Origin of the sequence: Sphingobacterium sp. UBA1897 (genome assembly GCF_002337775.1) — a bacterium.
Taxonomy (GTDB): Bacteria; Bacteroidota; Bacteroidia; order Sphingobacteriales; family Sphingobacteriaceae; genus Sphingobacterium; species Sphingobacterium siyangense.
Genome location: NZ_DDGR01000001.1, coordinates 75280 through 100193, shown reverse-complemented (window position 1 = coordinate 100193; position 24914 = coordinate 75280). Strand labels below are relative to the sequence as shown.

Annotated in this window: 17 protein-coding genes; 4 read left to right on the top strand and 13 right to left on the bottom strand. The window is 39.9% G+C overall.

Features of this window, described 5'->3' with window-relative positions:
- The first annotated feature begins 314 nt into the window (after positions 1-314).
- Genes B4N43_RS00305 through folP form a run of 4 tightly spaced genes read left to right on the top strand, consistent with a single transcriptional unit; the run spans position 315 to position 3092 of the window.
- Positions 315-1133, top strand: a complete 819-nt coding sequence (locus B4N43_RS00305; protein ID WP_075990775.1) for a 2,3,4,5-tetrahydropyridine-2,6-dicarboxylate N-succinyltransferase — start codon at positions 315-317, stop codon at positions 1131-1133.
- Between the two features lie 24 nt (positions 1134-1157).
- Positions 1158-1736 (top strand): L-threonylcarbamoyladenylate synthase, encoded by a 579-nt coding sequence (locus B4N43_RS00300; RefSeq protein ID WP_088159989.1) that lies wholly within the window; start codon positions 1158-1160, stop codon positions 1734-1736.
- Position 1737: 1 nt separating this feature from the next.
- Complete coding sequence (locus B4N43_RS00295) at positions 1738-2217, top strand: DUF4920 domain-containing protein (protein ID WP_286732237.1); 480 nt, start codon at positions 1738-1740, stop codon at positions 2215-2217.
- Positions 2218-2249: 32 nt separating this feature from the next.
- Positions 2250-3092 (top strand): dihydropteroate synthase, encoded by an 843-nt coding sequence (folP, locus tag B4N43_RS00290; protein WP_286732236.1) that lies wholly within the window; start codon positions 2250-2252, stop codon positions 3090-3092.
- A gap of 7 nt (positions 3093-3099) precedes the next feature.
- Here the strand turns inward: folP and B4N43_RS00285 are convergent, their stop codons facing one another.
- From B4N43_RS00285 to B4N43_RS00225, 13 genes are all read right to left on the bottom strand, one after another.
- The gene (locus B4N43_RS00285; protein WP_286732235.1) at positions 3100-4122 is read right to left on the bottom strand and encodes a cytochrome-c peroxidase; all 1023 of its coding nucleotides are present in this window, start codon (positions 4120-4122) and stop codon (positions 3100-3102) included.
- 148 nt (positions 4123-4270) lie between these two features.
- Positions 4271-5119, bottom strand: coding sequence for an MbnP family protein (locus tag B4N43_RS00280; protein WP_286732233.1), 849 nt, complete (start codon positions 5117-5119; stop codon positions 4271-4273).
- Between the two features lie 22 nt (positions 5120-5141).
- Positions 5142-7130 carry a TonB-dependent receptor plug domain-containing protein gene (locus B4N43_RS00275; protein WP_286732232.1) on the bottom strand — a complete coding sequence of 663 codons (1989 nt, stop codon included), beginning with the start codon at positions 7128-7130 and terminating at the stop codon, positions 5142-5144.
- Between the two features lie 5 nt (positions 7131-7135).
- A complete protein-coding gene (locus B4N43_RS00270; protein WP_286732231.1) occupies positions 7136-8017 on the bottom strand; it encodes a hypothetical protein in 882 nt (293 codons plus the stop codon).
- A gap of 438 nt (positions 8018-8455) precedes the next feature.
- Positions 8456-8833, bottom strand: coding sequence for a hypothetical protein (locus tag B4N43_RS00265; RefSeq protein ID WP_075990767.1), 378 nt, complete (start codon positions 8831-8833; stop codon positions 8456-8458).
- Positions 8834-9030: 197 nt separating this feature from the next.
- Positions 9031-10368 carry a DUF5125 domain-containing protein gene (locus B4N43_RS00260; protein ID WP_286732230.1) on the bottom strand — a complete coding sequence of 446 codons (1338 nt, stop codon included), beginning with the start codon at positions 10366-10368 and terminating at the stop codon, positions 9031-9033.
- A 57-nt stretch (positions 10369-10425) separates the two neighbouring features.
- Positions 10426-11898, bottom strand: coding sequence for a glycoside hydrolase family 30 protein (locus B4N43_RS00255; protein WP_232475660.1), 1473 nt, complete (start codon positions 11896-11898; stop codon positions 10426-10428).
- Between the two features lie 79 nt (positions 11899-11977).
- Positions 11978-13495 (bottom strand): RagB/SusD family nutrient uptake outer membrane protein, encoded by a 1518-nt coding sequence (locus tag B4N43_RS00250; protein WP_286732228.1) that lies wholly within the window; start codon positions 13493-13495, stop codon positions 11978-11980.
- An 11-nt stretch (positions 13496-13506) separates the two neighbouring features.
- On the bottom strand, positions 13507-16452 hold the full coding sequence (locus B4N43_RS00245; RefSeq protein ID WP_244294339.1) for a SusC/RagA family TonB-linked outer membrane protein: 2946 nt from the start codon (positions 16450-16452) through the stop codon (positions 13507-13509).
- Between the two features lie 289 nt (positions 16453-16741).
- Positions 16742-18370, bottom strand: coding sequence for a DUF6377 domain-containing protein (locus B4N43_RS00240; RefSeq protein WP_088159979.1), 1629 nt, complete (start codon positions 18368-18370; stop codon positions 16742-16744).
- A 164-nt stretch (positions 18371-18534) separates the two neighbouring features.
- Positions 18535-23085: an efflux RND transporter permease subunit gene (locus tag B4N43_RS00235; protein WP_088159978.1), complete on the bottom strand. Its 4551-nt coding sequence runs from the start codon at positions 23083-23085 to the stop codon at positions 18535-18537.
- Positions 23086-23098: 13 nt separating this feature from the next.
- Positions 23099-24205 (bottom strand): efflux RND transporter periplasmic adaptor subunit, encoded by a 1107-nt coding sequence (locus tag B4N43_RS00230; protein ID WP_088159977.1) that lies wholly within the window; start codon positions 24203-24205, stop codon positions 23099-23101.
- 184 nt (positions 24206-24389) lie between these two features.
- Entirely contained in the window at positions 24390-24752 is a 363-nt protein-coding gene (locus B4N43_RS00225) for a hypothetical protein (protein WP_070561742.1), read from the bottom strand.
- Positions 24753-24914 lie beyond the last annotated feature (162 nt).

The window sequence follows — 24914 nt, the reverse complement described above, 5'->3', positions numbered from 1 at the left end:
ACGTCTTTCATCCGTTCGCCGGAAGAGTCTAATAGCTAATTGCGGACAAGTTGTCATCAAATCCATACCAACTCCTGACTGCAAGCGGGTTGTTAAAACAATGTCTGTAGCATGAGTGCACCTTAAAAAGGTGGACTCAACGTGGACTCACTGTGCACACACTGTGGTTGGAGTCAGAAGTTGATCATAATTTGGTAGGCTGTTGTTATCAGGAAAGTCTATTGCAAGGAACAATGGATAAAGTTGTTTTTAAGTCCAACTTTATCTAAGTTTGTACATCAAAATAAACTAATTCAAATAAGAAAATAAATAATATGGTAGAGCCACTTAAAAAACTGATTGAGGAAGCTTGGGAAGATAGGCAATTATTAGAATATAAAGAATATACAGAAGCCATCCGCGCTGTTATCATGAAATTAGATAGCGGTGAAATCCGCGTCGCTGAAATGATCGGTACAAGATGGCACGTCAATGACTGGATTAAGAAAGCTGTTATTTTATATTTTCCAATCAATGATATGCGCGAAATGACTGCAGGTCCTTTTGTGTTTCATGATAAAATGAAATTAAAGACAGACTACAAGCACACTGGAGTACGTGTTGTACCAGGGGCTTCTGCTCGTTTAGGTGCATATTTGGCTAAAGGAGTGATTATGATGCCTTCTTACGTTAACATCGGTGCTTATGTAGACGAAGGTACCATGGTGGATACTTGGGCAACTGTTGGCTCTTGTGCACAAATTGGTAAACATGTACATTTAAGTGGCGGCGTCGGAATTGGTGGCGTATTAGAGCCCGTACAAGCAGCTCCAGTTATTATTGAGGACAATGTTTTCATAGGTTCAAGAGCGATTGTAGTTGAAGGTATTCGTGTAGAAAAAGAGGCTGTATTGGGTGCTAATGTCGTATTGACAGCGTCAACAAAAATTATCGACGTTACGGGCCCCCAACCAGTAGAATATAAAGGTTATGTACCTGCCCGCTCTGTTGTTATCCCGGGTTCTTACACCAAAAAATTTGCGGCAGGGGAATATCAAGTTCCTTGCGCTTTGATCATTGGTCAACGTAAAGAGTCTACAGACAAAAAGACTTCATTAAATGATGCACTACGTGATCATAATGTAGCTGTATAAAGTTAAAACTAGTATAAAGATAAGATGAGTGCATTCGTAGATCGTGAGGATTTAAATAAGGCCTTGGAGACGTTAAAAAACGGCGGATTAATTCTATACCCCACCGACACCATTTGGGGGATAGGTTGTGATGCCACCAATCCTGATGCCGTGGAGAAAGTTTTCCAGCTGAAAGGAAGAGATAAATCCAAAAGTCTGATCGTCCTTTTACACAACGACAATCAATTGGCAAGTTATGTAAATGAAATCCCGGATGTGGCTTATCAACTTATCGAATACACCGAAAAACCCTTGACAATTGTCTATTCGAATGCCAAAAATCTTGCGCCCAATGCGATTGCTGAGGACGGTTCAATTGGCATTCGAATTGTCAAGCACCCTTTTTGTGAACAACTTTTACAACGGTTTCGCAAACCGATAATTTCAACTTCAGCAAATATCAGTGGTGAACCAACGGCGAAAGATTTTGATGAAATATCTGATGCCATCAAAGATGGTGTAGACTATATTGTCGCCTATGACAGAGACGTAACAACAGATGGAAAATCATCTACTGTCATGAAGCTGGATCCAAGTGGTAAATTTGAATTTATTAGAAAATAGCATGAAAAAGATCGTTTTATTTTTTGCATTAGCATTTGCTGTTACCAATTTATCTTTCGCACAGCAAAAAGATATTCCCGCCGCCAAGCCTGGTGTAAAATATGGAAAAGAAATCTCTGCATCCAATGCGATTTCAGTGGCAAAGCTTGAAAAAGAACTCACGCAAAAGAACGCATTCAACGGAAAGGTGACAGGTAAGGTCGTTGAGGTATGTAAGAAAAAAGGCTGTTTCATGACCCTGCAACGGGAAGGCGAAGAGCCTATTACCGTCCGTTTTAAAGACTACGGATTCTTCATGCCAGCAAACATTGTCGGCAAAACGGTTGTCGTCGAGGGTATCGCAAAGAAAAAGGAAGTTTCTGTAGCATCGTTACAACATGCGGCAAAGGATCTTGGTAAATCACAGTCTGAAATAGACCAGATTACACAAGCTAAAAAAGATATTAGCATTATTGCTGACGGTGTTTTGGTTGTCAAATAAGGCGTTCTCACACCAAACCTAGCATTGTTCTGATGAAAAGATTCCACACTTCAGCCTGTCACTCCATACTGGTCGATGGTACCTTAATGACCTTCGAAAAGCCCATTATTATGGGGATACTCAATGTGACTCCAGATTCTTTTTATGACGGTGGCGACAATACAACCGTCGAACTTGCGGTAGAGAAAGCAAAGAAGCTATTGCTTGAAGGTGCTCAAATTCTTGATATTGGCGCATACTCCTCACGTCCGGGTGCTCCATTAATTTCATCACAGGAGGAAATGGATCGAGCTCTTCCCGCTATTCGAGCAATTAAAAATGTATTTCCTGACGCTATTTTATCAATAGATACCTTCAGAGCAGACGTTGCTGCTGCTGCCATCGATGCGGGAGTGCACATCATAAATGATGTTTCGGGAGGCACGCTCGATGATAACATGTTCGCCACGGTAGCAAAATATCAAGTTCCCTATATTCTCATGCATATGCGCGGTATTCCCGAAAATATGCAGGAAAAAACAGATTATACAGATATTGTAACTGACGTAGCCACTTTTTTAGGTGACCGCATTGCGACGCTAAGAAGTATGGGGGTGAAAGACATTATTCTTGATCCGGGATTTGGTTTTGCAAAGACAGTCGAACAGAACTATGAGTTGCTCTATCGTGTCAATGAACTTCACTACTTCGAATTACCAATTTTGGGTGGAATATCCCGTAAATCTATGATTTATAAAAAGATCGGAATCACCGCTCAAGAAGCCTTAAATGGCACCACTGCTTTAAATACCTTACTTCTCGAAAGAGGCGTACAAATTCTCCGCGTACATGATGTAAAAGAAGCGAAACAATTGGTTGATCTCTTCTATTCATAAATCAGCATTATTTACCTACAAATTTGGGATCACTTAATGTCTTAATAAAAGCTATGATAGCTTCCTTTTCTTCTTCTGTCATAGGAATTTTTTTGCCATTTTCTTTAAGAATCGGATCAAGGTTAGCTGCATCCAAAACACCTTTGTCAAAATAATCCAGGACAGATTTTAACGTTGGGAACTGCCCAAAACTTCCATAAGGCGCTGTATATTCCGCATTTCTTAAAGAAGGTACCCGAAAAGCCATATAGTCCATTTCAATACCTGTGATACGTGCTCGCCCGGCCTCGTCTGGATGTTTATTTAAAGGAAACCCTACATTTCTAAAACTCTGATCGGTAAATAATTCTGTTGCATGGCAGCTTTCACATTTCAACTTAAACAGCTGATACCCCCGTTCTTCCTCAATCGTGAATTGCTCCCCTTCACCTCGTTTTACCTTATCATATTTACTGTCGGCCGAAATTAAGGTATACTCATATTGCGCAATACTTTTATAAATTCGTTCAGGTGTAATATTCTCGTCGCCAAAAGCCTTCTTGAACAATACTTTGTAGTCAAAATCCCCATTAATTTTACCGATAACCTCCAGAATAGAAGAGTTCATCTCCTCATGCGTGATAATTGGCACTAAAGGTTGCTTTTCCAGTTCAAGTATATTGCCATCCCAATTATAAAATTTCATAAAAGCCAAATTCTGCAAAGGTGGAGTGTTCCGAAATCCGATGCGATCATCTATACCCACTGCCTGCATTTTTCCATCGGAAAAAGCCAATGAGGGATTATGGCAACTGGCACATGATATCGTATTATTTCCACTGAATCTTTTCTCATGAAATAGTTTTTCACCCAATTCAACACCAAACTTTGTTGGCTTATTGCTATTAAATGCATTATTCAGACTCGGAAAATCCGCAGGAATACTGAAATTGACTGTTGGGTTGTCTTGCTGCGTAAATTCAACGATATCATCCCTACTACAGGATAAAGCAATCACTATAACTGTCAGGATTAAGATGACTTTTTTCATCCTTTTATTTTTATCAATGGCTGATGAATATTCAGAATGCACATTCGAAAGTCATGGTACAATCAGATGGCGTTCTTTTGTTTATGCATAACGTATTTTCAGCAAATGGCTACAACCTCATTCAAGATCATAGCCATTTACGTAATATTTAATTAGAAACACTCTCAACAGTGAACATTCCAGCTGTATCGCTGCTACCGTTACCGCCAAGATTATCAACAAATTTGACCATTTCGACTGCCGAATGAATACTAGGCACAGCATTGTTGGCACCCAGTGTGATGGTATTCGTTTTTCCGCTTAAGAGCTTATCGAAATCCGCCCTGATATTAATCTGTGGTACACTTTTTCCAACAGTAACTAAGGAAGGTAAATTCAACGTAATATCCCGATAAGCATCGACCCCCTGTTTATAAGTGGATTCATCACCATTTGTTCCGTTGATCGTACTTCCAGTGTGAATAGATAACTCTTTATGATCTGCATCATAAAAGCCTTCCAATTTCGTAAATCGGTAACCTGTCCCCCATTCCCAGTGCATTTTAGTATCGTTGGCCCCAGCTGTTGCATAAAACACTGGGAATCTTAACTGATCCAATGTATTTATTTCCTGTTTTACCCCCAAACCGAATTTGATCTGTTTATACTCGCCAACAGGTATATTACTCAGTACATAATTTAAAGTTGCCGCTTTCGCCTGATCAATTACTGCAGCCCCTTTATCCAGATCATTTACATTATAAGGGATTTCAGATCCATCGGCTTTAATAAGCCTGATATTGCTAATTACATACTTCAGTTCAGAAAACTGATGCAGTTGTCCACTGGCTGATGTATTTGTCGAGGCAGCTGGTGAATCTGCATTACCCAGCACAATTGTTGTATTTTTAAATGTATTGTTGAAATGTAAGTTAACACTGTTGGCGACATCTTCACTTTTGCTACAAGAAACCATAACCAAAGAAATCATCAGGAGCTTAATTGCATTGTTCATCATTTTATTCTAAGTTTTAAGGTATTTAAAAATTGATTTTTAAGGATGTAAAAATATTCCTACCCATGCGTGGTATATTTCCCCAATCTGCATAGGTACTATAGTATTCATTGAAGAGGTTCTCCGCACCGACCTGAAACATTGCATTCAATTTTCCAATAGTGAAGGTATAGTCTGCCGAAACATTCCATATCTTATAGGATGCAGTTTGGTCCTCTCCGTATTCAGGGCTAAAATTGACCTGGCTAAAGTCCCCGTTCATTGAAGTTTGCACACCGATCATTTTGTATCGGTAATGCAGTGATGCTTGATAACTTAAGGGACGTATAAAAGGCAGGTTTCCGCCCATATTGTCTTGCCCTCTGGCATAGGTAAGTACGACTTTCCAATCTAGACCTGGCAAAACTTGATATTGCGCATTGAGTGCAAGATTAAACAGAGTCGCATGATCTAAAGAGGTATAGCCTTTCACGCCTACCGATTGATAGTTCATCGGGCTACCCAAACTCAAAATCCGGCCAATAATGTAGTCTTGGATAAAGAAATAATTGGCCTTGGCCCCAATGCTTAACTTTTCGGTCTTAAATCCGGCACTGGCATTGGCTTCATAAGAGACTTCATTTTTTAAATCCGGATTTCCGATATAGTCATAACGATCGAAACTGTTGTAAATGTAATAACCATACGCTTCCGAAACAGAAGGAGCACGATGCCCAAACCCTGTTCCTAAGGAAAAGTCAAACTGACCAATATTTAACTGATAGCTAGCATGTAGGCTCGGAAGAATTCTATTTTTCTTCTGAGGAGAACCAGGATGGAAGATCCAATTGAATTCAACGTATTTCGAATAGTTATAGTTCAAACCCAATGAACCTCCAAAGACAAGTCTACTGATATCAGAAAGATCTAACGAGTTATTAATGGCTACACTCGCAAAACGGGTGGTCACCCATGGCCAGCTATAGGCAAACATGGTCTGTTTGGATCGATCCTGCGGATACATGCGCATCTCAGCTATCGATAGATTATCGTAAGCATTTACCTGTATTTCCGAAGAATAGCGGTCTTTCTGCAGATTAATTTTAGATAAAAGACCATAGGTCGTACTCCAGCCTGGCATATCCATATGGACCAAATTTTCCGGACGGGTCGTATCATCCATATAGTGCTCAACTGCATTAAAATAAACTTTGGTGTCCCATACCTTTACCAAACCCTCTTCAAACAACTGTTTGTATGCAGCGGAAGTGATAATCGCTCTGGATAAGGATAAGTCCATTGGCAAAGCAGGAAATCCCACATCTTTTGCGCGATCAAAAATAGCATCAACCCGAACAGCAGAAAGCGGACTTGTTTTATAGGCCAAGCCCAACGACGCATTGAATTTATTATATTGCGAATGCCGTACTTCATCGTCATTTCCATCGTAATAATTTCCAGCCTTCCGGAAGGCAATACTTCCATCTGCCACAAATTTGTCACTTGAGTAATATAAATTCCCAAGATTGAAAGTCTGCTTATTATTGAATTCAAAACCTGTCTGATAGGCTCCGCCAATTTTTTTCTGCAGGCCAAACGCGGTATTCCTTCTTTTTAGATCTATACTGCCAGCGACCGTAGCACCATGCAGATTACCTTCCTGCCCCGATTTAATATCTATCGCAGCAAGGTTATTACTTTCTACATACGAGGTTATCGGGTCCATTTTATCCGTACATGCTCCAAAGACATGCATCCCATCGATCGTAATTGTCGAACGCTCGCTACTCATATTATTGAGCAGGGGTTCCCAAGCATAGGCACCACGTTTTATGAAGCTGATATTACTTGCAGAAGCCAAATATTCATCTACGGAGACTGTCATCTTCAGATCGTTTTCAATCCTCTTTTTGGCAGCTGCATTGACTGTAACCTCGGCTAGACGTCTCGTTGTATCGCGGGTAACAGGATTGTTTTGTCCGTGTACGTTCCATCCCAAAGACAACATAAAGAGAATAATACTTATCTTCCTCATAGCCGCTAGAATAGAATATCAATGTATAACTCACTTTTACGACCTTCTACTCCAGGTGTAAAGTCCTTGGGTACCTCAGTTCCTGCTATTACCCTTCCATTTTGGTTGACCAAAATAAAATTCAATGTCCAGTTACCTGTCATTGTGTAATTCACAACACCATGGTACAACCCGTCGGCCTGTTGTACCAAGTCCTTATTATTGGGCGACGAATGGTTGCCCATCGAAGGTTCTGGCATACGCGGATCCAATTGTAAGGTATATCCATTCACTGTCGTATAAGACAATTGTGCAGCGTCTAACTTATAAATCCCGGCGACCAGTTTATTTTCAGAAACAGTTGGTTTCCAAGGAGCAATCAAGGCGATTAAATACTGTTCGCCATCTTTCCCAGTGAAAGTGGTTATGTTACGATTTTTATTTACCTGCGGCTTCACAGTTACATGCTGTGTAGCGGTGAAGGTCTGACCACCAATTGTAAAATCGATTTCCAAACTCCAGTTTGCTGCTGCAGAGCTTTCATCTGTAAACACACTGTAACCCGAAAAGTAGCGACCATCCAACGTGTAGGCCATTTCGGACTGGTGCGGACAAACAATTTTCATTCCTTGCACATTGGTTTGGACTGGCAGCAATTTGACTGAGGAAACGACTACAGGTTCATTATTTTGCTGCTTATTGATTATCACGCGGATATCATTATAACCGCGATACAATACCCCACCTAAGGCCTCAACACGAATACTATAGCCTGACGAAACAAGGCTTGTAACCTCTTTAAACTCTGTATTCTCTGCCACAGTATTTCCCCGCTCTGCCTCATAGTCTGTTTTCTCCTTTGTACAAGCAATTAGGAGAAAGGATATAATCGCGATATAAAAAACCATTTTTTTTATAAATAAATCTCTCATCTATAATTTTTCATTTGTTAGGAAGCTATCCGATTTATTGCGTGAGCTCCGGAACTCACGCAATAAATCAAAATGATATCCTATTGTGACGAACGGATATATTTCATCGTAATAGATGCGCTCCATTCAACTTCTAGCGAAATGAAACCATCATACTGATATTAAACAGATTATTAGCTATTATCAATATTCAAATGATTCGGATCCACACCGCGATGTAGCCCAAATAATTAGGAAGGTTTCATTGAAATAAATAGTTATTGAATAAATAGCTTAACCGAAAGATCGATTTTATGGACAAAGCATCACTAAAAGCAGTTTCACAGCGAAATTATAACGCGAAGGAAATCTTAGCATACCTTGTAATCCATCGTCAGTGATCGACTACTTAATCAAATAAATTATTAACTGGATTTAAACCAAAGGGGGGTGAAATATTGTAAAAATGGGATTATAGGAATAATCTTCTTTATATACTGGAAGCAGGCGCTCCACAGTGTCTTCATAAAGAGCCGTGTTTTTAAAAGTAAAATCTTGCGTATTATTTATAAAAACGACATCAATAATACGTAATTCAAGATTTTTTTGTTCCTTTTCCTCATGCTCGCGCATTTTCTTCATCAAAATACACTGGCCTCGACAGGCAAGCGCATTATCGTTAAAGCGATTGATACATTCGTAACGTGCGATATAATCTCGATTCAACTCGAAAACTGTCCATAGCCATACCGTTGAGAAGCTCTGCAGGAGCATCAAGGGTAATAGAATCCATATAAACAGTCTAATTTTCATTCGAATATTTTATTCTCAATAGCAGCTTACATCGTTAAGATTGTTTCTTTATCTTGTAAACTTACCAAATCGAGCTCATGATGATTCATCTTGAGTTTGGGCAAATATAACAAATGAATTTTGGAATAAACAAATGCTATTTAAAAGAAAAAGTCCTAGGCAGACTACTACCTAGGACTTATAAAACTCAATTTCAATTATTTTGATTCAACCGTCAAAACCGCTTTCTTATTGCCGGCAGTTAAATCCAATGTAAAAACATAGGTTTTACCTGCCTCTAAAACTTTACCCGTTTTGATACCCAGATTGCCTGAATCACGACCATTCTTGCCATCCCCCACAAAGACGATATCATTTGAGGTTGTCACATCTGTACCCCCAAATTCACCTCCCCATCCTTTTTGATGAAAAAATTTGAAGTTGATGTTATCAGAATTTATAGACTCTCCTGCCTTAACAGTTATCTGGTATTTCTTGTTACCTAGTGGAACCAGACAAAGCGCTTTATCCGTGTTCCAGCCCACCTGGTTACTGGATACTTTAGGCTTTCCAATTCCTTCACCGATAATCCACACAGCACCAGATCCATCATCTTGTAGTTTTGCCAAATCATTGCCTGTCATCGCCTCAACTACAAAGTATTTTAAGTTAAAGTCTGCTGTAACACGGTATTTTCCAGTTGATCCTTTAAACGATAGGGCTCCGTCGGCCGCTTTGGTAAAGAAATCTGGATCGATCCACCAATCTTGCAGATCCGCAATCCCTTCAAAAGTCGTCGTTTTCCCTTGAGCCAGCTCGATTTCAACTTTAGCATGTTTATCATCCAGTCGACTGAACTGCGATCCATTTAGCAGTACAACAATAAATGGAGATGCCTGAAATGTCAATGTATTAAATTGAATTGGATATACACCAGAGGTTGAATTTGAAAAAGGAATTTCAGCGGTAGACCCCAAGTTAATAATATTATTGACCCAACCAAAATTCATCGCATTGCCCTGTGTACCTACTTTTGGCGCTTGAATATAGCCTTTTACCTCAGCTGCAAAATTTTCTTTTGCCGCATATTGATTACGTCCTACCTTTTCCATGCGATAGGATTTGGATTCTGTGACTAAAGTTAAATATGGAAAGTCGGGTCTGCTCAGATTAATATCAAAAGATTGTTCCGTTATTTTTTGGCTAATATTCTGTAAGACAAACTTAAGGGTTGCTTTTCCATCGGGAATATCTTTCAAGAACGGAACATAAATTTTTCCAGCATAGTCTCCATTTTGTTTGGTACGGATGACGGTTTCTGTTACCTTGTCGTCTGTAAAATACAATTGTGCTTTAACAGTAGACAGCGCAACTTCACTATCCGACACATGGACCTGAAACTCGAGACTATCCCCAAAATTTGCAGCCGAGATAGGCGATTTCAATTCGATTTTAGGATCCCCTATTTGATAGGTATATTTTTCATCCTTTTTACAGGAACTAACTGCAGTAATAGCAGCAGTTCCCAATAGTATATTGATGAGATATCTTTTCATTTGTTCATAATTTATGCGCTATCAATGTGATAGCGCTTAGGGTTTATCATCCTCCAGTTAATAGGTCCAACGGTAAGAAACAACCGATTTAGCTGGCACATCATAGCTAAAATGATGTTTACCGTCTGCGACGGTAATTTTACGGCTATCTTCCGACTCGTTTAACAGAACAATAGCGTAGGTCCCATCTGTATTTTGAAAGGCTGTATAAACTAGCCCTTCTGCTGTATACCCAGAAGTACCAATCCGCGAGGCTCCTGATTTGACAACCGAAGAAAGATGACCAACAATATAGTAATGCGAATTGCGCGTTATATTCTTATAATTTGCCTTACTAATATCCACGGCGCCATAACATGTCTGACAGCCACCTTCGCGATTTGGCCCTTTGTCAGTATCAAGCATCAGGTTCCATACAATAACCCCCTTACTCCAATTGTTCACTGTACCGAGAGCCACTTCACGCATATCCTCCATCAAACGTTTTTCAAGATTGCGTCCATCATTCCATTCCCCAATGGATGTTTCCGTAAATACCAATTCCTTGTCTGGGCGTTGATTATGAATATCAATAAGTTCAGCTTTATCCCCACCATAATTATGGTACGCCGCTCCGGCGAAGAATGAAGCTGCTCCGGCATCGTTATAAATCTTTACTGGGTAATCAGACTGATCGGCAATATTATCATAGTTATAATTATGATCAAATGCATAGATCTTTGTTGATAAGTTAGCCGCTTTTAATTGCGGGCCCAAAGCTTGTTTGACAAAAGCCTGTTGTTCCTGCCATGACATATAAAGCGAAGCGGAATTTTTTCTATTCAATGGTTCATTTTGAACAGTAATCGAATAAACATTAATGCCTTCTTTCTTCAGTGCCTGGATCCATTGAACGAAATACCAACCATAGTCCTGATAATATTTTGGATTTAACTGACCACTGGTCCATGAATCAAAGGGCTTTAAATCAGTTAGGTTGTTAACCTTCATCCATTTCGGTGGAGTCCATGGGGAGCCCATGATTTTTATGGATGGATTGATAGCAAGTATTTCTTTAAGCACCGGAATGATATATTGGGTCTCTTCAGACTGCAATCCAAAATTTTCCTTTCCTTCTTTGTCCCAACAGGTATATTCACTCAAAGAGAAGTCGGAACATCCAATAGCAATACGGATATAGTTCATTCCCATTCCATCTTTATCTGAAAAAGTCTCTGTAAGGAATTTTGTCCGATCTTCCTTACTCATTTTCATTAAATTATAACATGTTGAGCCTGTGATGGCTGCACCGAAGCCGTCCATCGTCTGGAATTTCTTAGTAGGATCTAGCGTAATTGTATTGGGCGACATATTAAATTTGGAGCTGAAATCAACAAAGCGCTTTCCAAAATCCAAAGACCGACTGCCTGTCGTCGTATAAATGGTAACATCTCCACTTTTTTTAATTTCATCACCTTGCGAAGGTGTATAGCTGTCACGGTTACAAGATGTTGCCGTCACTAGACAGGACAACAAGAATGTATATATCATAGTTTTTTTATTATTACGTTTCATCTGTTAATATATTTGTCTCCATCCATCAGATGGGAGATTCCACTTGTTAAATCAATTAATACCCCGGATTCTGAACTAAATTAGGATTCTGATCAATTTTTGGTTGCGGAATCGGTAAACGGTAAGAGTTCTTCGTGAAGGGATACACCTGTGGCTTTCTTCCAGCGTCTTTTGCATAGACCGCATTCATGACAGATTCCACCTTGTCCAAGCGCACGAGATCGAACCAGCGTTGTCCTTCGAAGGCTAATTCCAAACGACGTTCTTTCAAATAAGCATCTAATAAAGCATCCTTATTTGAACGTATCGCAGCTGACAATTTTGGTAATTTAACACGTGTGCGAATTTTGTCAATAATGTCTGCTGCGCCGGATAAATCTGATCCCTGTTGAATTAAAGCTTCTGCCTTAAGCAATAAAAGATCTGCGTAACGAAGCTTGACAATACTATTAAATGCAGACCGCAGTTTAAACATGAATGGATAATGATTGGAAGGATAATAGTTGCTCCAAGTAGTGGAATAATAGACAATAGATTGCCCCAAACGAATCTGATCCCCTTCATTCGTATATGCTTGTATCAAATCCCGTGATGGGGTTATCCATTTTGCCCATGTGAAGTTATTATCATAATTGGACAAATCCCGTCCAAACATCCAAGTCGCCCAGTTACCTCCACCTGAAGTAAACTGTGCCTCCAAAATCGATTCTTTCGTATTCCGTTGCGCAAGATCGGTGTTGCTTGCATTCATTGCATATAAATCCGAGTAATTGGTAGTCAGATCAAAACCATCCGCAGTCAATGCATCAACAAATTGGATGACTTTAGCATAATCGCGAATTGGTTTTTCGGCATAGATCTTTGCCAGCATAGCTCGCGCTACGGATTTAGTAAATAAAGTTTTATTTCCGCTATTGTTGGCTGGCGCATCTGCCAATCCATCCATCAAATCTTTTTCGATCTGCTTATAGGCTTCTTCTTCGGTAGCTTGTTTTGGAAAATATTGCGGATAAACTTCATTGACATTATCACCGGTAATATCGGGTGCAATTGTGGTGATGACAGGGATAGATCCGAATATACGGACCATATCAAACATCGCCAATGCTCTGAATAGTTTAGCTTGTGCTTTATAAGTCCTAATTTCTGTATCGCTCACCGATTTATCGGCGACACTATCCACATAAATGATCAATCGATTTGCACGTCCAACATCTTCCAGATATCTTCCCCAATCCCGGTCAACCACAGAATTAGACCCTTCAATAGAATTATTTTCAAAAGGTACAACTTCCGCGCCTGTTGTTCCCGCATAGGAATTATCGGCGTGCGAATCGCCAATCAAGAGGAGGTCGAGATACCAATGTTCCTGCCGATCTTTCATCTGCTGGTAAATTCCGGCCAAATAAGTTTCAACTTCGGCTTTGTTCTTGAAAACAATCTGCGTTCCTGTCTCTGTCTTTCCTTGACTAACATCCGAATAATCTGAAAGTGGATCACGGTTCAAAGAGCAAGAAAATAAAAACAAAGAGCCGGTTAGCAAAGAAAGAGCGTTACTTATATATTTTTTCATGATACAGACAATTAAAACTCAATATTAAGACCTAAAACAAATGAACGATTCTGTGGATAGGTTCCCCAATCAATACCCTGGATTCTGGAATCAGATCCGCCGGAATATTGGTTTACTTCGGGATCCATACCGGAATATTTAGTCAAGGTAAATAGATTACTTACAGATAGATAAGGCTGAATTTTATGGATACCAATACGTTTCAGTCTCTCGGGAGAAATGGAATAGCCTAGGGAAACATTTTTCATCCGCAAATAACTACCATCTTCAACAAAATAAGTTGAATTTTTCATGTCAAACCCAGCTTTCGGAACGTTGGTAATCTGTCCCGGTACACGCCAACGATCCAATACAACAGTAGTTTGATTTCGGCCATCATACATCCCCTCTGTTTCCATGCGGCTCGCATTGAAGATATCGTTTCCGTAAGTTCCCTGAATAAATATACTGAGGTCGAAATTTTTCCAGGAGAAGCTGTTTGTCATACCATAGACAAACTTTGGAAGAGGATTACCGATATATGTACGGTCGCTCGATGAAATCTTTCCATCGCCATTCAAGTCGCGGTAAATGAGCTCGCCGGTTTCAGGGTTTACACCATCAGAGATATAACCGAAGAATCCTGCAAGTGATCTTCCTGGCTCATTCTTCACGACAAAATCATTGACATAATCGTTTGTCTTTACATCGTAGTACACTTGTTGTAGATCCAGTTGTTTCAGTTTATTTCTGTTAAAAGAAATATTAAAATCGGTATTCCAAGTCAAGTTTCCGGTCAGATTTTTTGAATTTACCGCAAATTCAAAACCATGGTTATTCAACCTGCCACCATTTCTTTGGATTGTGGTTGCTTGCTGTCCTGCGGGCAAACTTGCATTCATTAAAAGATCTTTCGTATCCTTGTTGTAATAATCTGCACTGATGCTGAGTCGATTATTCAACATAGTGATATCAAAACCAATACTGGTTGTACTTGTCGTTTCCCAAGTCAAGTCTTTCGCCCTTAAGATTGTTGGCTTATTGATATTTGGCAATGAATTGTCTTTTCCCTCAACGAACCACTGTTGACGTTGGATCCCACTCAATTGCAGGTACGCATAATCACCTAATCCATATTGATTACCTGTCTGTCCCCATCCGCCACGGATTTTAAAGTCGTTTATCCAGGTTACATCTTTCATAAAGTCTTCAGAAGAGATTCTCCATGCAGCTGAAACCGATGGGAAATACCCCCAGCGACGTTCCGGACTCAGCTTCGAAGAACCATCGGCACGCATATTTGCGGTCAATAAATACTTGCCATCGTAGTTATACATTGCGCGGGCGAAATAGGACATAATCCCCCAGTTGGATGCTGTAGATCCTGTTCTATCCCAAGAGATTTTGTTTGCCGCATTAAGTGTCTCAATGATTCCATTTGCATAGTTTGAACCATAGATATAGCTTCTGGAGTATTTGGAATCTGTCCATGACGAACCGCCCATTACTTCCAAATTATGCTTTCCAAAGCTCTTCGTGTACGTCAAGAAATTGTCCCAAGTCAACACGGTATTTGTATTACGAATATCTGAAGCCTCCCCGAATTGGTTTCTTCCCCAAGCTGTTGTCCAAGGGTCCAAAAAGGTGGTCATCACACCTGATCTTCTATCCAATGAAAACGCAGTCTTCCAAGTTAAATTAGGCATAAAAGAAATCAGTGCACTTCCTGTGGCAACAAGTCGGTTTTCGCGGTTATTATTATTTCTTGTCCGGGCTAGGTTTTCCAAAGGACTGGTGATGTTGTTGATCCCATAGAAATTATTATAGAATCGATCCGGATTGGTTGGATCCCATACAGGCGCGTAGGTTGGTGTTGTAATCACCGATGTAACTACGCCCCCACGATTAGAACCCAATCCTGAGGTAATTCCATTATCATTGTTATCGGAATAATTGATATTCGCATTTACCTTTAGCCATTTTCGGACTTGATTATCAATATTAGCACGAAAATTATATCGTCTAAAGAAGGATCCCTGTAGTGTTCCTTTTTCGTTCAAATATCCCCCTCCTAAATAATAACGGAGCTTCTCATTGCCATCCGAAACGGATATTTGATGATTTTGTTGGATCCCCGTCTTATAGGTTTCTTTAAACCAATCTGTTTGATCCAACAATCCCTCTGGCAGATTTATCATGCCTATTTCATCCTGTAAATCTTTGTATTGACTGGTATTTAAAACTTTAACCGTGTTATTGACAACATTGGCTGTCCATTGTGTTCCCAGTGTAATTTTTGCTTCCCCGGCTTTTCCTGATTTTGTCGTAACCAAGATAACACCGTTCGAACCACGCGAGCCGTAAATCGCTGCCGATGACGCGTCCTTTAGAATTTGAATATCCGTGATATCATTAGGAGACAAGAACTTAATATCTTCCACAGGAACTCCATCAACAACATACAAAGGAGTGGTATTACTATTAAAAGACGTTATTCCGCGAATTTGTATCTGAGGTGCTGCACCTGGCTGACCACTCGGCTGAATAACAGTGACCCCGGCAGCTTTACCCTGAATGGCTTGCCCAAAATTAGTAACGGGTCTCTTTTCTAAGTCTTTGGTGGAAACTGAAGAGATTGCAGTCGTGACATCTTTTCTTTTCACGCTACCATAACCGATTACAATAACATCCTCCAGCAAATTGGTTGAGGAATTTAATTGGACAATCATGGTACTGTTGGCAGGTAGTTCTTTACTGTCGTAGCCAACAAAAGTAAATTGGAGTATACTGCCCGTGCTAGCTGAAATTTGAAAACGTCCATCTCCGTTACTGGAGACTGCGTTATTACTTCCTTTTTGTGTAATGGTTACTCCTGAGAGTGGTTTCTGATCTTGGGCATCCAAGACACGTCCACTAACTTGAATCCGGTCTTGGGCAAACACCAAATTCACCAAAGTAAACAAGAAAGCTAACCCCATTGAAAAGGCAACTTTTCGTGTAAAGTAAATCATATGAAATAAAAAAATTGGTTATTGTTTAATCTTTTGGTTATTCCAAAATGGCAATGAGTTTCCCCTGCTTCATTGCTCAAAACAAAACTAAGATCAGCTTGACGGAGAAAAAAGAGCTAGTACTTAAAAAGTACCGAAGAAAAAACATAAATAACTAAAAACAAGATACCTATAAAAAATACACACCCTTAAAAAGTACCTAAAGGAGCGTACAATTGTCTTTAACATAGCTAATTTTCGGGTATTATAGCACATTTTATGCCCGGTCGATCACCGCAATCTGACATACAGCCGCCTCGAAAGCATCACGATTTCCCGCGGCTTTATTCCGTACTTTTGTTCTGTAATTATAAACCGTTCGAAGCGAGTATCGCAGGAAACTTGCAATCTTCACGGAATCATCGATCCCTAATCGAATCAATGCGAATATCCGAAGTTCGGTATTTAACAATTCTGTCTTTTTGGGATAGATCTTCTCCTCTTCCTGAAGGAGTGCATTGAATTCATCAACAAAGGTTGGATATAGATTTAAGAAGATACGATCAAAATTAACATAAAGCTGCTGCACTTCCCTTTCCTCCATTTGCGTTGACTTTAACTGTTCCCGCAGCGCATCCCATTGCTGATTCGTCGCTTTTTTCAGTAATGCCTTTCTGATATCTTCCATTTTATCGATGTAACTCGAACACATGTCAAAAAATTGGGCGATATATTCTTCTTTAATATGGTTGGATTCCGACAATTTAAGGTTAGTCTGGTTGATTTCGTTATTCAATGATCGAAGCTGCTGATTTGTGGCAGACAATTCTGATCGTATCCTTCTCAAATGTTGCACCTGTCTATAGATAATGACAAGTCCAATAATGACACCGATCAATAAAATACTAACGATAATGACCAGTCCAACCAATTGTCGATTTTGACTACTGATTTTCTGCTGATAGGCGGCATTGATAATGGGATAAGAAGAGGTCCCCTCAATAATGCGATACCGTACTTTACATAACATCGCATCGTCGATTGCTTTTTCAATAAACTGAAAAGCCCGATCAAAATCCTGTTGGTCGTAATACGTTAACGCCAGATCATGAAAAGATGCGTTATCACGATTTGCCATTTCAATATCTGCACTGGCCGATATTGAAAGGTAGTAAATTTGGCTTTTCGTATCCTTTTCATATTTATAAATGAGCCCCATAAAATAGGCGATCAGCGCGCGCTGCTCAATATCCTTTTTATTCTCATTCCATAGGATTAACAATTGCTTTTTAGCGTCCTCCCGGTTACCGTTAAACAGCGTTTTTATCGCAATGGTGGTACGATATTCCAAGGAAGACTTCGGTAGTACCGTTAACAAAGAATCACGATATTTTTCACTTGCCTGGTAATATTCTGACCGATTATTGCTCTGACCGTAATGACTATAAAAGGAGCTGTAGGTATCGTAATACTTGGCAAGAAGCTCCCTACCTAGATGAGCGGGATCGACTTGCTTCAACAATTGTGAAGCTTCTATATACCGTCCGATGGTGGAATACACCCAGGCCAAATCGAGATGAATCACTGCCTGTAGGGAGTCATTAAGCGGTGGAGCGAGCTTTTGACACAGTAAAATATAAGTAAGCGCTGCGTCAGAATCAAACTTCTTATAATTTTCAAAGATTTCGTAGTTCTTCTTCAAAAATTGAGCGGGATTGCCTTCTAATGCTTTTGCCTCCTGTTTTAATTTCTCCAATTTATCTTCACGGTTCTTGATGTAAATTTTCTGATTTTCCATCAGATATTCCAATCGTTGCAAAACCCGGGTGCTATCGGAAGCCACTTGTGCAGATAGGTAAAGACTAAAATGTGCGAAAAGAATAAAAAGAAAAATGCGCTGCAACATAATAAAATCGGTTCAAGATAGTGTAGACTAAACTACATAAAAATAACAACAAAAAAGAGGACGTCTCACGACGGCCTCTTCCCCTGACCCAGTTAAGGGTCCAAGAATTAACAAGTTAATTCTTTATCGCATGAAAAATAGTTTTCTTTTTAATCCTTAATCACCTATTTCCAACCTCCTCCCAAGGCTTTGTAAAGTAGAATCTGATTTAAAGTATTCTCTTTCTCCAATTCTACTTTTCCGATTTGGGCTTCCAGAGACTCTTTTTGTGCTGTAACGACATCGAGAGAAGTCACCCGCCCAGCAATAAATAGTTCCTGTGCCGCTTCAATAGAGAGGTTTAACGCTTGAACATGTTCATCGACAAAGCTACGTCGTTTGACGATCGCCTCTTGCGTCATGACAACATTGGAAACTTCGTTATAAGCGTTTACAACTGCTTTTTCATAGTCTACAAACGCAATTCCATAATCTGCTTTCGCGATCTCATACTGCGTTTTAAGCTGTCTTTGATTAAATATCGGCAGTGTAATACCGCCAAATAAATTATACGCAATAGATTTATCCAAATTAAATAACTTGTTAAAGCTAAAGCTCTGTAATCCGATAAATGGACTTATTGCAACAGAAGGCAAAAAAGCCAAACGTGACGCTTCCTGATTATTCGAAGATGCAATGACTTTCAAATAAGCGGCTTTAATATCTGGGCGTTGGTTCACGAGATCATCTGGCGTACCAAAACGCATTGCATGATACAAATCTGCATTTTCGGTATATGTACTTCTTACAATAGGTTGATAAAAACGCCCCAACAGGCCGTTGATATGGTGTTCCCAAAGTGCTATTTCCTGACTCAATTGTTCTTTGGCAGCTTTCGAGTTGGCTAATAGTGCTTTAAATTGTTGCACAGAAAGTTCAGTCGCATAACCGGCATCTTTTTTCACCTCAACAACCTCCAGTGCATTTTTATGTAATTCAATATTCCGATTGTAAACTTTTATCTTTTGATCCAAAGCAATTAGTTCATAATAAGCTGTCGCAATATTGGATACCAATTCCGTTTCTAATAGACGCTTGCCTTCCTGCTCAGCTAAAAAGCTAAAATAAGCGGCCTGCTTTTGACTCTTCAACTTTCCCCAAAGATCAATCTCCCAGGACGAACGAAGTCCTATAAAATAATCTGGGATAAATGGTTCGGGCAATTTTTCATCACTTTTCAAGTTCTCCGAAAAATTTGAATCATAATTACCTATTCCTGATTCTGTATAATGCCCATATTTCCGAATTCCTCCTTCTACTGCAGCCTCTACAGTTGGCCCCAAGGCCGCCTTCCGTTGTTTAAAATACGCTTGTGCAGATTCCAACCGCAAAATGGATTGACGTATATCTAAATTGTTCTGCAGCGCAGAATCAATTAGAGAAACCAACTTCGGATCTTTAAAAATTTCCTTCCAAGACCGGCTTCCTACATTTAAACTATCTGGAGAAAGATGTTTGGAAAAAGAAGTCGGTACATTTAATTTCTCCGGTTGAAGCGTTTTTTTGGGAACCGAGCAACTACCAAATAAAATAAGTGCAGCTATGACTAAAGAAGCTTTTTTAACGACCTGTTTCTTGTTGTCTTTTTTTGAAAATAAGATCACTAATCCCGGGATGACAATTACCCCGAGTATGGTTCCGATAAGCATTCCTCCCACCGCAGCGGTACCGATACTTCGGTTACCCAATGCTCCTGCTCCACTGGCCATCATCAAGGGAATTAGACCTGCAATAAATGCAAAGGAAGTCATTAATATCGGACGCAAACGGGCAACAGCTCCTTCGATTGAAGCGGTCACGATATCCATTCCCTGCTTATATTTCAAATTGGCATATTCCACAATCAGGATCGCATTCTTACCTAGCAAACCAATCAGCATGACCAATGCGACCTGCGCATAGATATTGTTTTCCAATCCAAAGACTTTCAAGAAGATAAATGCACCAAAGATCCCTGCCGGAAGACAGAGCAGAACAGGTAAAGGCAACAGAAAGCTTTCATACTGTGCACATAACAACAGATAAACAAACAGAAGACAGAGTGCAAAAATATACAAGGCCTGATTTCCGGAGATTTTCTGTTCACGAGTCATCCCCGACCATTCGATACTATACCCTTGCGGCAAAGATGATGCAATTTTCTCGACTTCTTCGATAGCTTGCCCGGAGCTGAAACCAGCTGAAGACTGTCCAGTAATCATTGCTGAACTAAACATATTGTAACGGGTAATTTGTTCAGGACCATAAATTCTTTCCATCGAAATAAAGGCATTGTATGGTACCATCTCACCCGTCTCATTCTTCACATATAAGCGTAATACATCTTCTGGTCTTTGGCGATATTCGGGACCAGCCTGTACCATGACTTTATACATCTGTCCGTAACGGATGAAATTTGTCGCGTAAAGACTTCCCATTAAGGTCTGCAGCGTATTCATGGCATTCTCCACCGATATTCCTTTTTTTGCAGCCATATCGTAGTCCACCTTCAGCATATACTGTGGAAAGTTCACATCAAAACTGGAGTTGATGTCCTGAAGAACATCACTTTTTTCCATATCGTCCATAAACTTCTGTAATACCTCGGCCGTCTTGTTGAGATCCTCATTACCGCTACGGTCCAATAAACGTAATTCAAAACCCGAAGAGTTACCAAAACCGGGGACTGTTGGCGGCGGAAAGAATTCAATCTCTCCATCAGCAAAATCCTTTGTTTTATCCCGCAATTCTTTAATGACATCATTTACCGTTTGATCTCGCTCTTTCCAAGGTTTAAGATTGATCATCCCCATCCCATAAGAAGCACCAGATACTTCAGTTATGATACTATACCCCGACAATGTAGACACCGTTTCAACAATATCGAGTTTCCGTGATACGGAGTCAATTTTATCCAAAACACGTTCTGTACGGTCTACGGTTGCTCCCGGTGGGGTTGTTACAGCTACATAGATCATTCCTTGATCCTCGGTTGGAATAAAACCTGAGGGTAAGATGGCACTACTTCCCCAGGTCGCTAGAAAGAATCCTCCAAGTAGAAGGAGAGTCAGTCCACGTCGCGCACTGGTTTTTACCAAAATTCCCTTATAGCCGAAGGCAGTCTTGTCATAAATGGCATTGAATTTTTTAAAGAAACGGTCCAACCAGTTATTCGAAGGTTTACGGTCATGGGGCGATTTTAGGAAAAGCGCACATAAAGCGGGTGTCAATGTCAACGCGTTGATACCTGAAATAACAATGGCAGCCGCGAGCGTCAATGAAAATTGACGATAAAATATCCCCACCGGCCCTGAAAGAAAGGCAACAGGAACAAACACGGCAGACATTACCAACGTAATGGCCACAACAGCGCCACCGACTTCTTTCATTGCCTCCAATGTCGCTTCCATAGGTTGAAGATGTTCTTCTTCCATTTTTGCATATACAGCCTCGACAACGACAATTCCATTGTCTACTACAATACCTATGGCCAGTACCAAGGCAAACAAGGTCAGTAGGTTGATTGAGAAACCTAACATCTGCATAAAAAATAATGCCCCAATCAAACACACTGGTACAGCCAAAATTGGTATAATAGTCGCCCTAAAATCCTGTAAAAAGATAAATACAACGATAAAAACTAAAAGAAAAGCCTCCAATAAGGTTTTGATGACAGAAGAAATTGAGGCATCCAAAAACCGCGACACATCATACCCCATGGTATAGGTCATGCCAGTCGGGAATTGCGTTTCTTTCAATTCTGCCATGCGGTCTTTTACACGCTGAATAACCTCTTGTGCATTTGATCCCGGCAATTGCTTTAGCATGATGGATGCGGATGGACGTCCATCAGTTTTGGATACCATTTCATAATCCAATGAACCAAATTCAACATCTGCTACGTCTTTTATACGGATAATAGAACCATTTGAAGTAGCTCGAATAGGTATATTGGCATATTCCTCAATTTCAGTGAATTTACCTGGATAACGCAATACATATTGTTGCATGTTACGCATTTTATCGGAACTGATACCGGTTTGTCCTGGCGCAGCCTCGATATTCTGTTTTCGTAATGCGGCCACCACATCCTCCGTAGAGATATTATAAGCTGCCATACGGTCAGGTTTAACCCATACACGCATTGCATAATCACGCATTCCCATAATCTGAGCGAGACCGACACCTTCGATCCGTTTCAGTTCCTTTAGAATGTTGATATCTGCGAAATTGTAAATGAATCTTTCATCCGCAGTTTCATCATCGGTAAAAACATTCAGATACATCAGCATGGAGTTGACCTCTTTTTCGGTGGTTACCCCTGCTTTGATGACCTCTTCAGGGAGTTCATCCAATACAGTAGTTACCCTATTCTGTACGTTTACAGCCGCAATATCTGGATCTGTACCAACTTCAAAAAAGATTTGAATAACCGTGCTGCCGTTATTGGTAGACACTGAATTCATGTAAGTCATCCCAGCTACACCGTTGATTGCTTTTTCCAAAGGAATAGCGACAGCATTTGTACTCACCTCAGCATTGGCACCTGTATAATTGGCATTGACGACTACCGAAGGTGGTACAATGTCCGGAAATTGTGTGATGGGCAATGTAAATAAGGCCAACAACCCTAAAAGTGTAATAAACACCGAAATAACCAACGACAATATGGGTCGTTTTATAAATGTTTCAAACATAATTTATCCTCCCCTACAGTTTCCTCATTTTTGGATTAATCTTCATTCCACTCCGCAGTCCCTGTACTCCCTCATAGACAATCTTGGCGTTGGGATCTAAACCTCCATCCACAATGTAATAATGCCCCACACGCGGGCCCGCTGTAAAAGGTGTCATTTTTACGGTACTATCTGCCTGTACTGTATAAACGTATGTCTTATCCTGAATTTCAAATACTGATTTTTGGTGTACAAAGGTATGTTCCCCTGTCTGCATTGGCACCGCAATCTTACCTGTTGCGCCATGCTTTAAGATATGCTCGGCATTGGGAAATTGAACCCGAAGGGCAATGGATCCCGTATTGGCTTCAAATTCACTTTCTACCAAATGGGCAATTCCCTCGTGTGGATACAGCTCACCATTGGCCAAAATTAACTTGACCGATTTTTGCGTTTCCTTACCGTCCAGTTTATCACGCATAAGTGTCAGATACTCTCTTTCAGAAATATCAAAATAAACGTTCACTTTGCTTAAATCGGAGATCGTCGTAATTAAGCTACCCTCGGTCAATAAAGAGCCTTCTCTCAATAAGATACGGTCTATACGGCCGTCAAAAGGAGCCTGTATAACAGTATAGTCCAATCTTGTCTGTGCCTGATTAACCAAAGCTCGGGCTTCTTCTATCTTAGAATTGGCCGCTTTTAATTGAATTTTTAATAAATTATATTCGGAAGAGCTTACAATATTCTTGTCAACCAATTTTTGAGTTCGTTCCATTTCCAGCTTAATCTTTTGCGCTTCGGCAATGGCATTATCATACTGTGCTTTGGCCTTGGCTAATTCCGAACGATATTCCTCATTATTATACTTAAACAGCATTTGGCCTTTCTTTACCCAAGCCCCCTCGTCTACATAAATTTTATCCAAAAAGCCATTCAATTTGGAACGAATTTCGACGTTTTTTAGGGCTTGAACATCCGCAATATACTCCTGATAAACAGTCGTATCCATTACCATTAAAGGTACTACAGGTATATTTTTGAGTTCTTCTTTCGAATCAGCGTTAGCGTTGGATGAATGGCATGAAGCCAGCATCCCAACCATACCCACGAAAAGGCACAGTAAAAGTAATTTCTTCATAAACGATAAAAAATGTAAAATGTTAAACCCTCCTACGGTATTTTAAAATCAGTCGTTAGGAGAATGTGTTAGATGGGAGCTACAGCAATTCTATAGCGTAAAGAGCGGCCCAAAGCCTTCCATACCATATATAGAAATAAAACTAAATTGTTGCAGCCTCCGCTAGAAAATTAGAGGAGCGTAACTAGAATGGCCTAAAACGGGATAGGAAGCGATAATACCCTGGTAAGCATAGGGTTTTAGATCGGTAAAAAGGATGTTCATCATCTTTTGCAAAACATAATGCAGTAAAGACGATTCCAAAAACAAAAATAAAAATTGGTAGTACTTGACTATTGAGTGAAAATATACGATAATCATCTTGCAATAGTACTTTTTCTTCTTGGGAAGAATGAATGGGTTCCAAATCCAATACGTCATCCAGAAAATACTCCACAATGGTCTCACCTGCATGCAGCACCTGTCCGGTTGCCGAGGAGAAAGACTCATAGGTCAACAGATTAAGGTATGCAAAGAGTGTTAAAAAATGAAATATTTTGCCTAACATATCGAAATTTCGAATCACAAAGGTATGACTTTAAATAGCTAAGATTATTTTATTCGTGTAAAAAAACCATGACAGCCTAAAAAATTAGCAGTCATGGTTTTCAAAAAACAAGTAATGTTCATGGTTTCAGCTACAAACCTTAAAAGATCAATTAAACAGTCG

Excerpts from the sequence above, each read along its gene's own strand:
- B4N43_RS00305 (WP_075990775.1), top strand. The coding sequence starts at position 315 with ATGGTAGAGCCACTTAAAAAACTGATTGAGGAAGCTTGGGAAGATAGG.
- B4N43_RS00300 (WP_088159989.1), top strand. The coding sequence starts at position 1,158 with ATGAGTGCATTCGTAGATCGTGAGGATTTAAATAAGGCCTTGGAGACG.
- B4N43_RS00295 (WP_286732237.1), top strand. The coding sequence starts at position 1,738 with ATGAAAAAGATCGTTTTATTTTTTGCATTAGCATTTGCTGTTACCAAT.
- folP (WP_286732236.1), top strand. The coding sequence starts at position 2,250 with ATGAAAAGATTCCACACTTCAGCCTGTCACTCCATACTGGTCGATGGT.
- B4N43_RS00285 (WP_286732235.1), bottom strand. The coding sequence starts at position 4,122 with ATGAAAAAAGTCATCTTAATCCTGACAGTTATAGTGATTGCTTTATCC.
- B4N43_RS00280 (WP_286732233.1), bottom strand. The coding sequence starts at position 5,119 with ATGATGAACAATGCAATTAAGCTCCTGATGATTTCTTTGGTTATGGTT.
- B4N43_RS00275 (WP_286732232.1), bottom strand. The coding sequence starts at position 7,130 with ATGAGGAAGATAAGTATTATTCTCTTTATGTTGTCTTTGGGATGGAAC.
- B4N43_RS00270 (WP_286732231.1), bottom strand. The coding sequence starts at position 8,017 with ATGGTTTTTTATATCGCGATTATATCCTTTCTCCTAATTGCTTGTACA.
- B4N43_RS00265 (WP_075990767.1), bottom strand. The coding sequence starts at position 8,833 with ATGAAAATTAGACTGTTTATATGGATTCTATTACCCTTGATGCTCCTG.
- B4N43_RS00260 (WP_286732230.1), bottom strand. The coding sequence starts at position 10,368 with ATGAAAAGATATCTCATCAATATACTATTGGGAACTGCTGCTATTACT.
- B4N43_RS00255 (WP_232475660.1), bottom strand. The coding sequence starts at position 11,898 with ATGATATATACATTCTTGTTGTCCTGTCTAGTGACGGCAACATCTTGT.
- B4N43_RS00250 (WP_286732228.1), bottom strand. The coding sequence starts at position 13,495 with ATGAAAAAATATATAAGTAACGCTCTTTCTTTGCTAACCGGCTCTTTG.
- B4N43_RS00245 (WP_244294339.1), bottom strand. The coding sequence starts at position 16,452 with ATGGGGTTAGCTTTCTTGTTTACTTTGGTGAATTTGGTGTTTGCCCAA.
- B4N43_RS00240 (WP_088159979.1), bottom strand. The coding sequence starts at position 18,370 with ATGTTGCAGCGCATTTTTCTTTTTATTCTTTTCGCACATTTTAGTCTT.
- B4N43_RS00235 (WP_088159978.1), bottom strand. The coding sequence starts at position 23,085 with ATGTTTGAAACATTTATAAAACGACCCATATTGTCGTTGGTTATTTCG.
- B4N43_RS00230 (WP_088159977.1), bottom strand. The coding sequence starts at position 24,205 with ATGAAGAAATTACTTTTACTGTGCCTTTTCGTGGGTATGGTTGGGATG.
- B4N43_RS00225 (WP_070561742.1), bottom strand. The coding sequence starts at position 24,752 with ATGTTAGGCAAAATATTTCATTTTTTAACACTCTTTGCATACCTTAAT.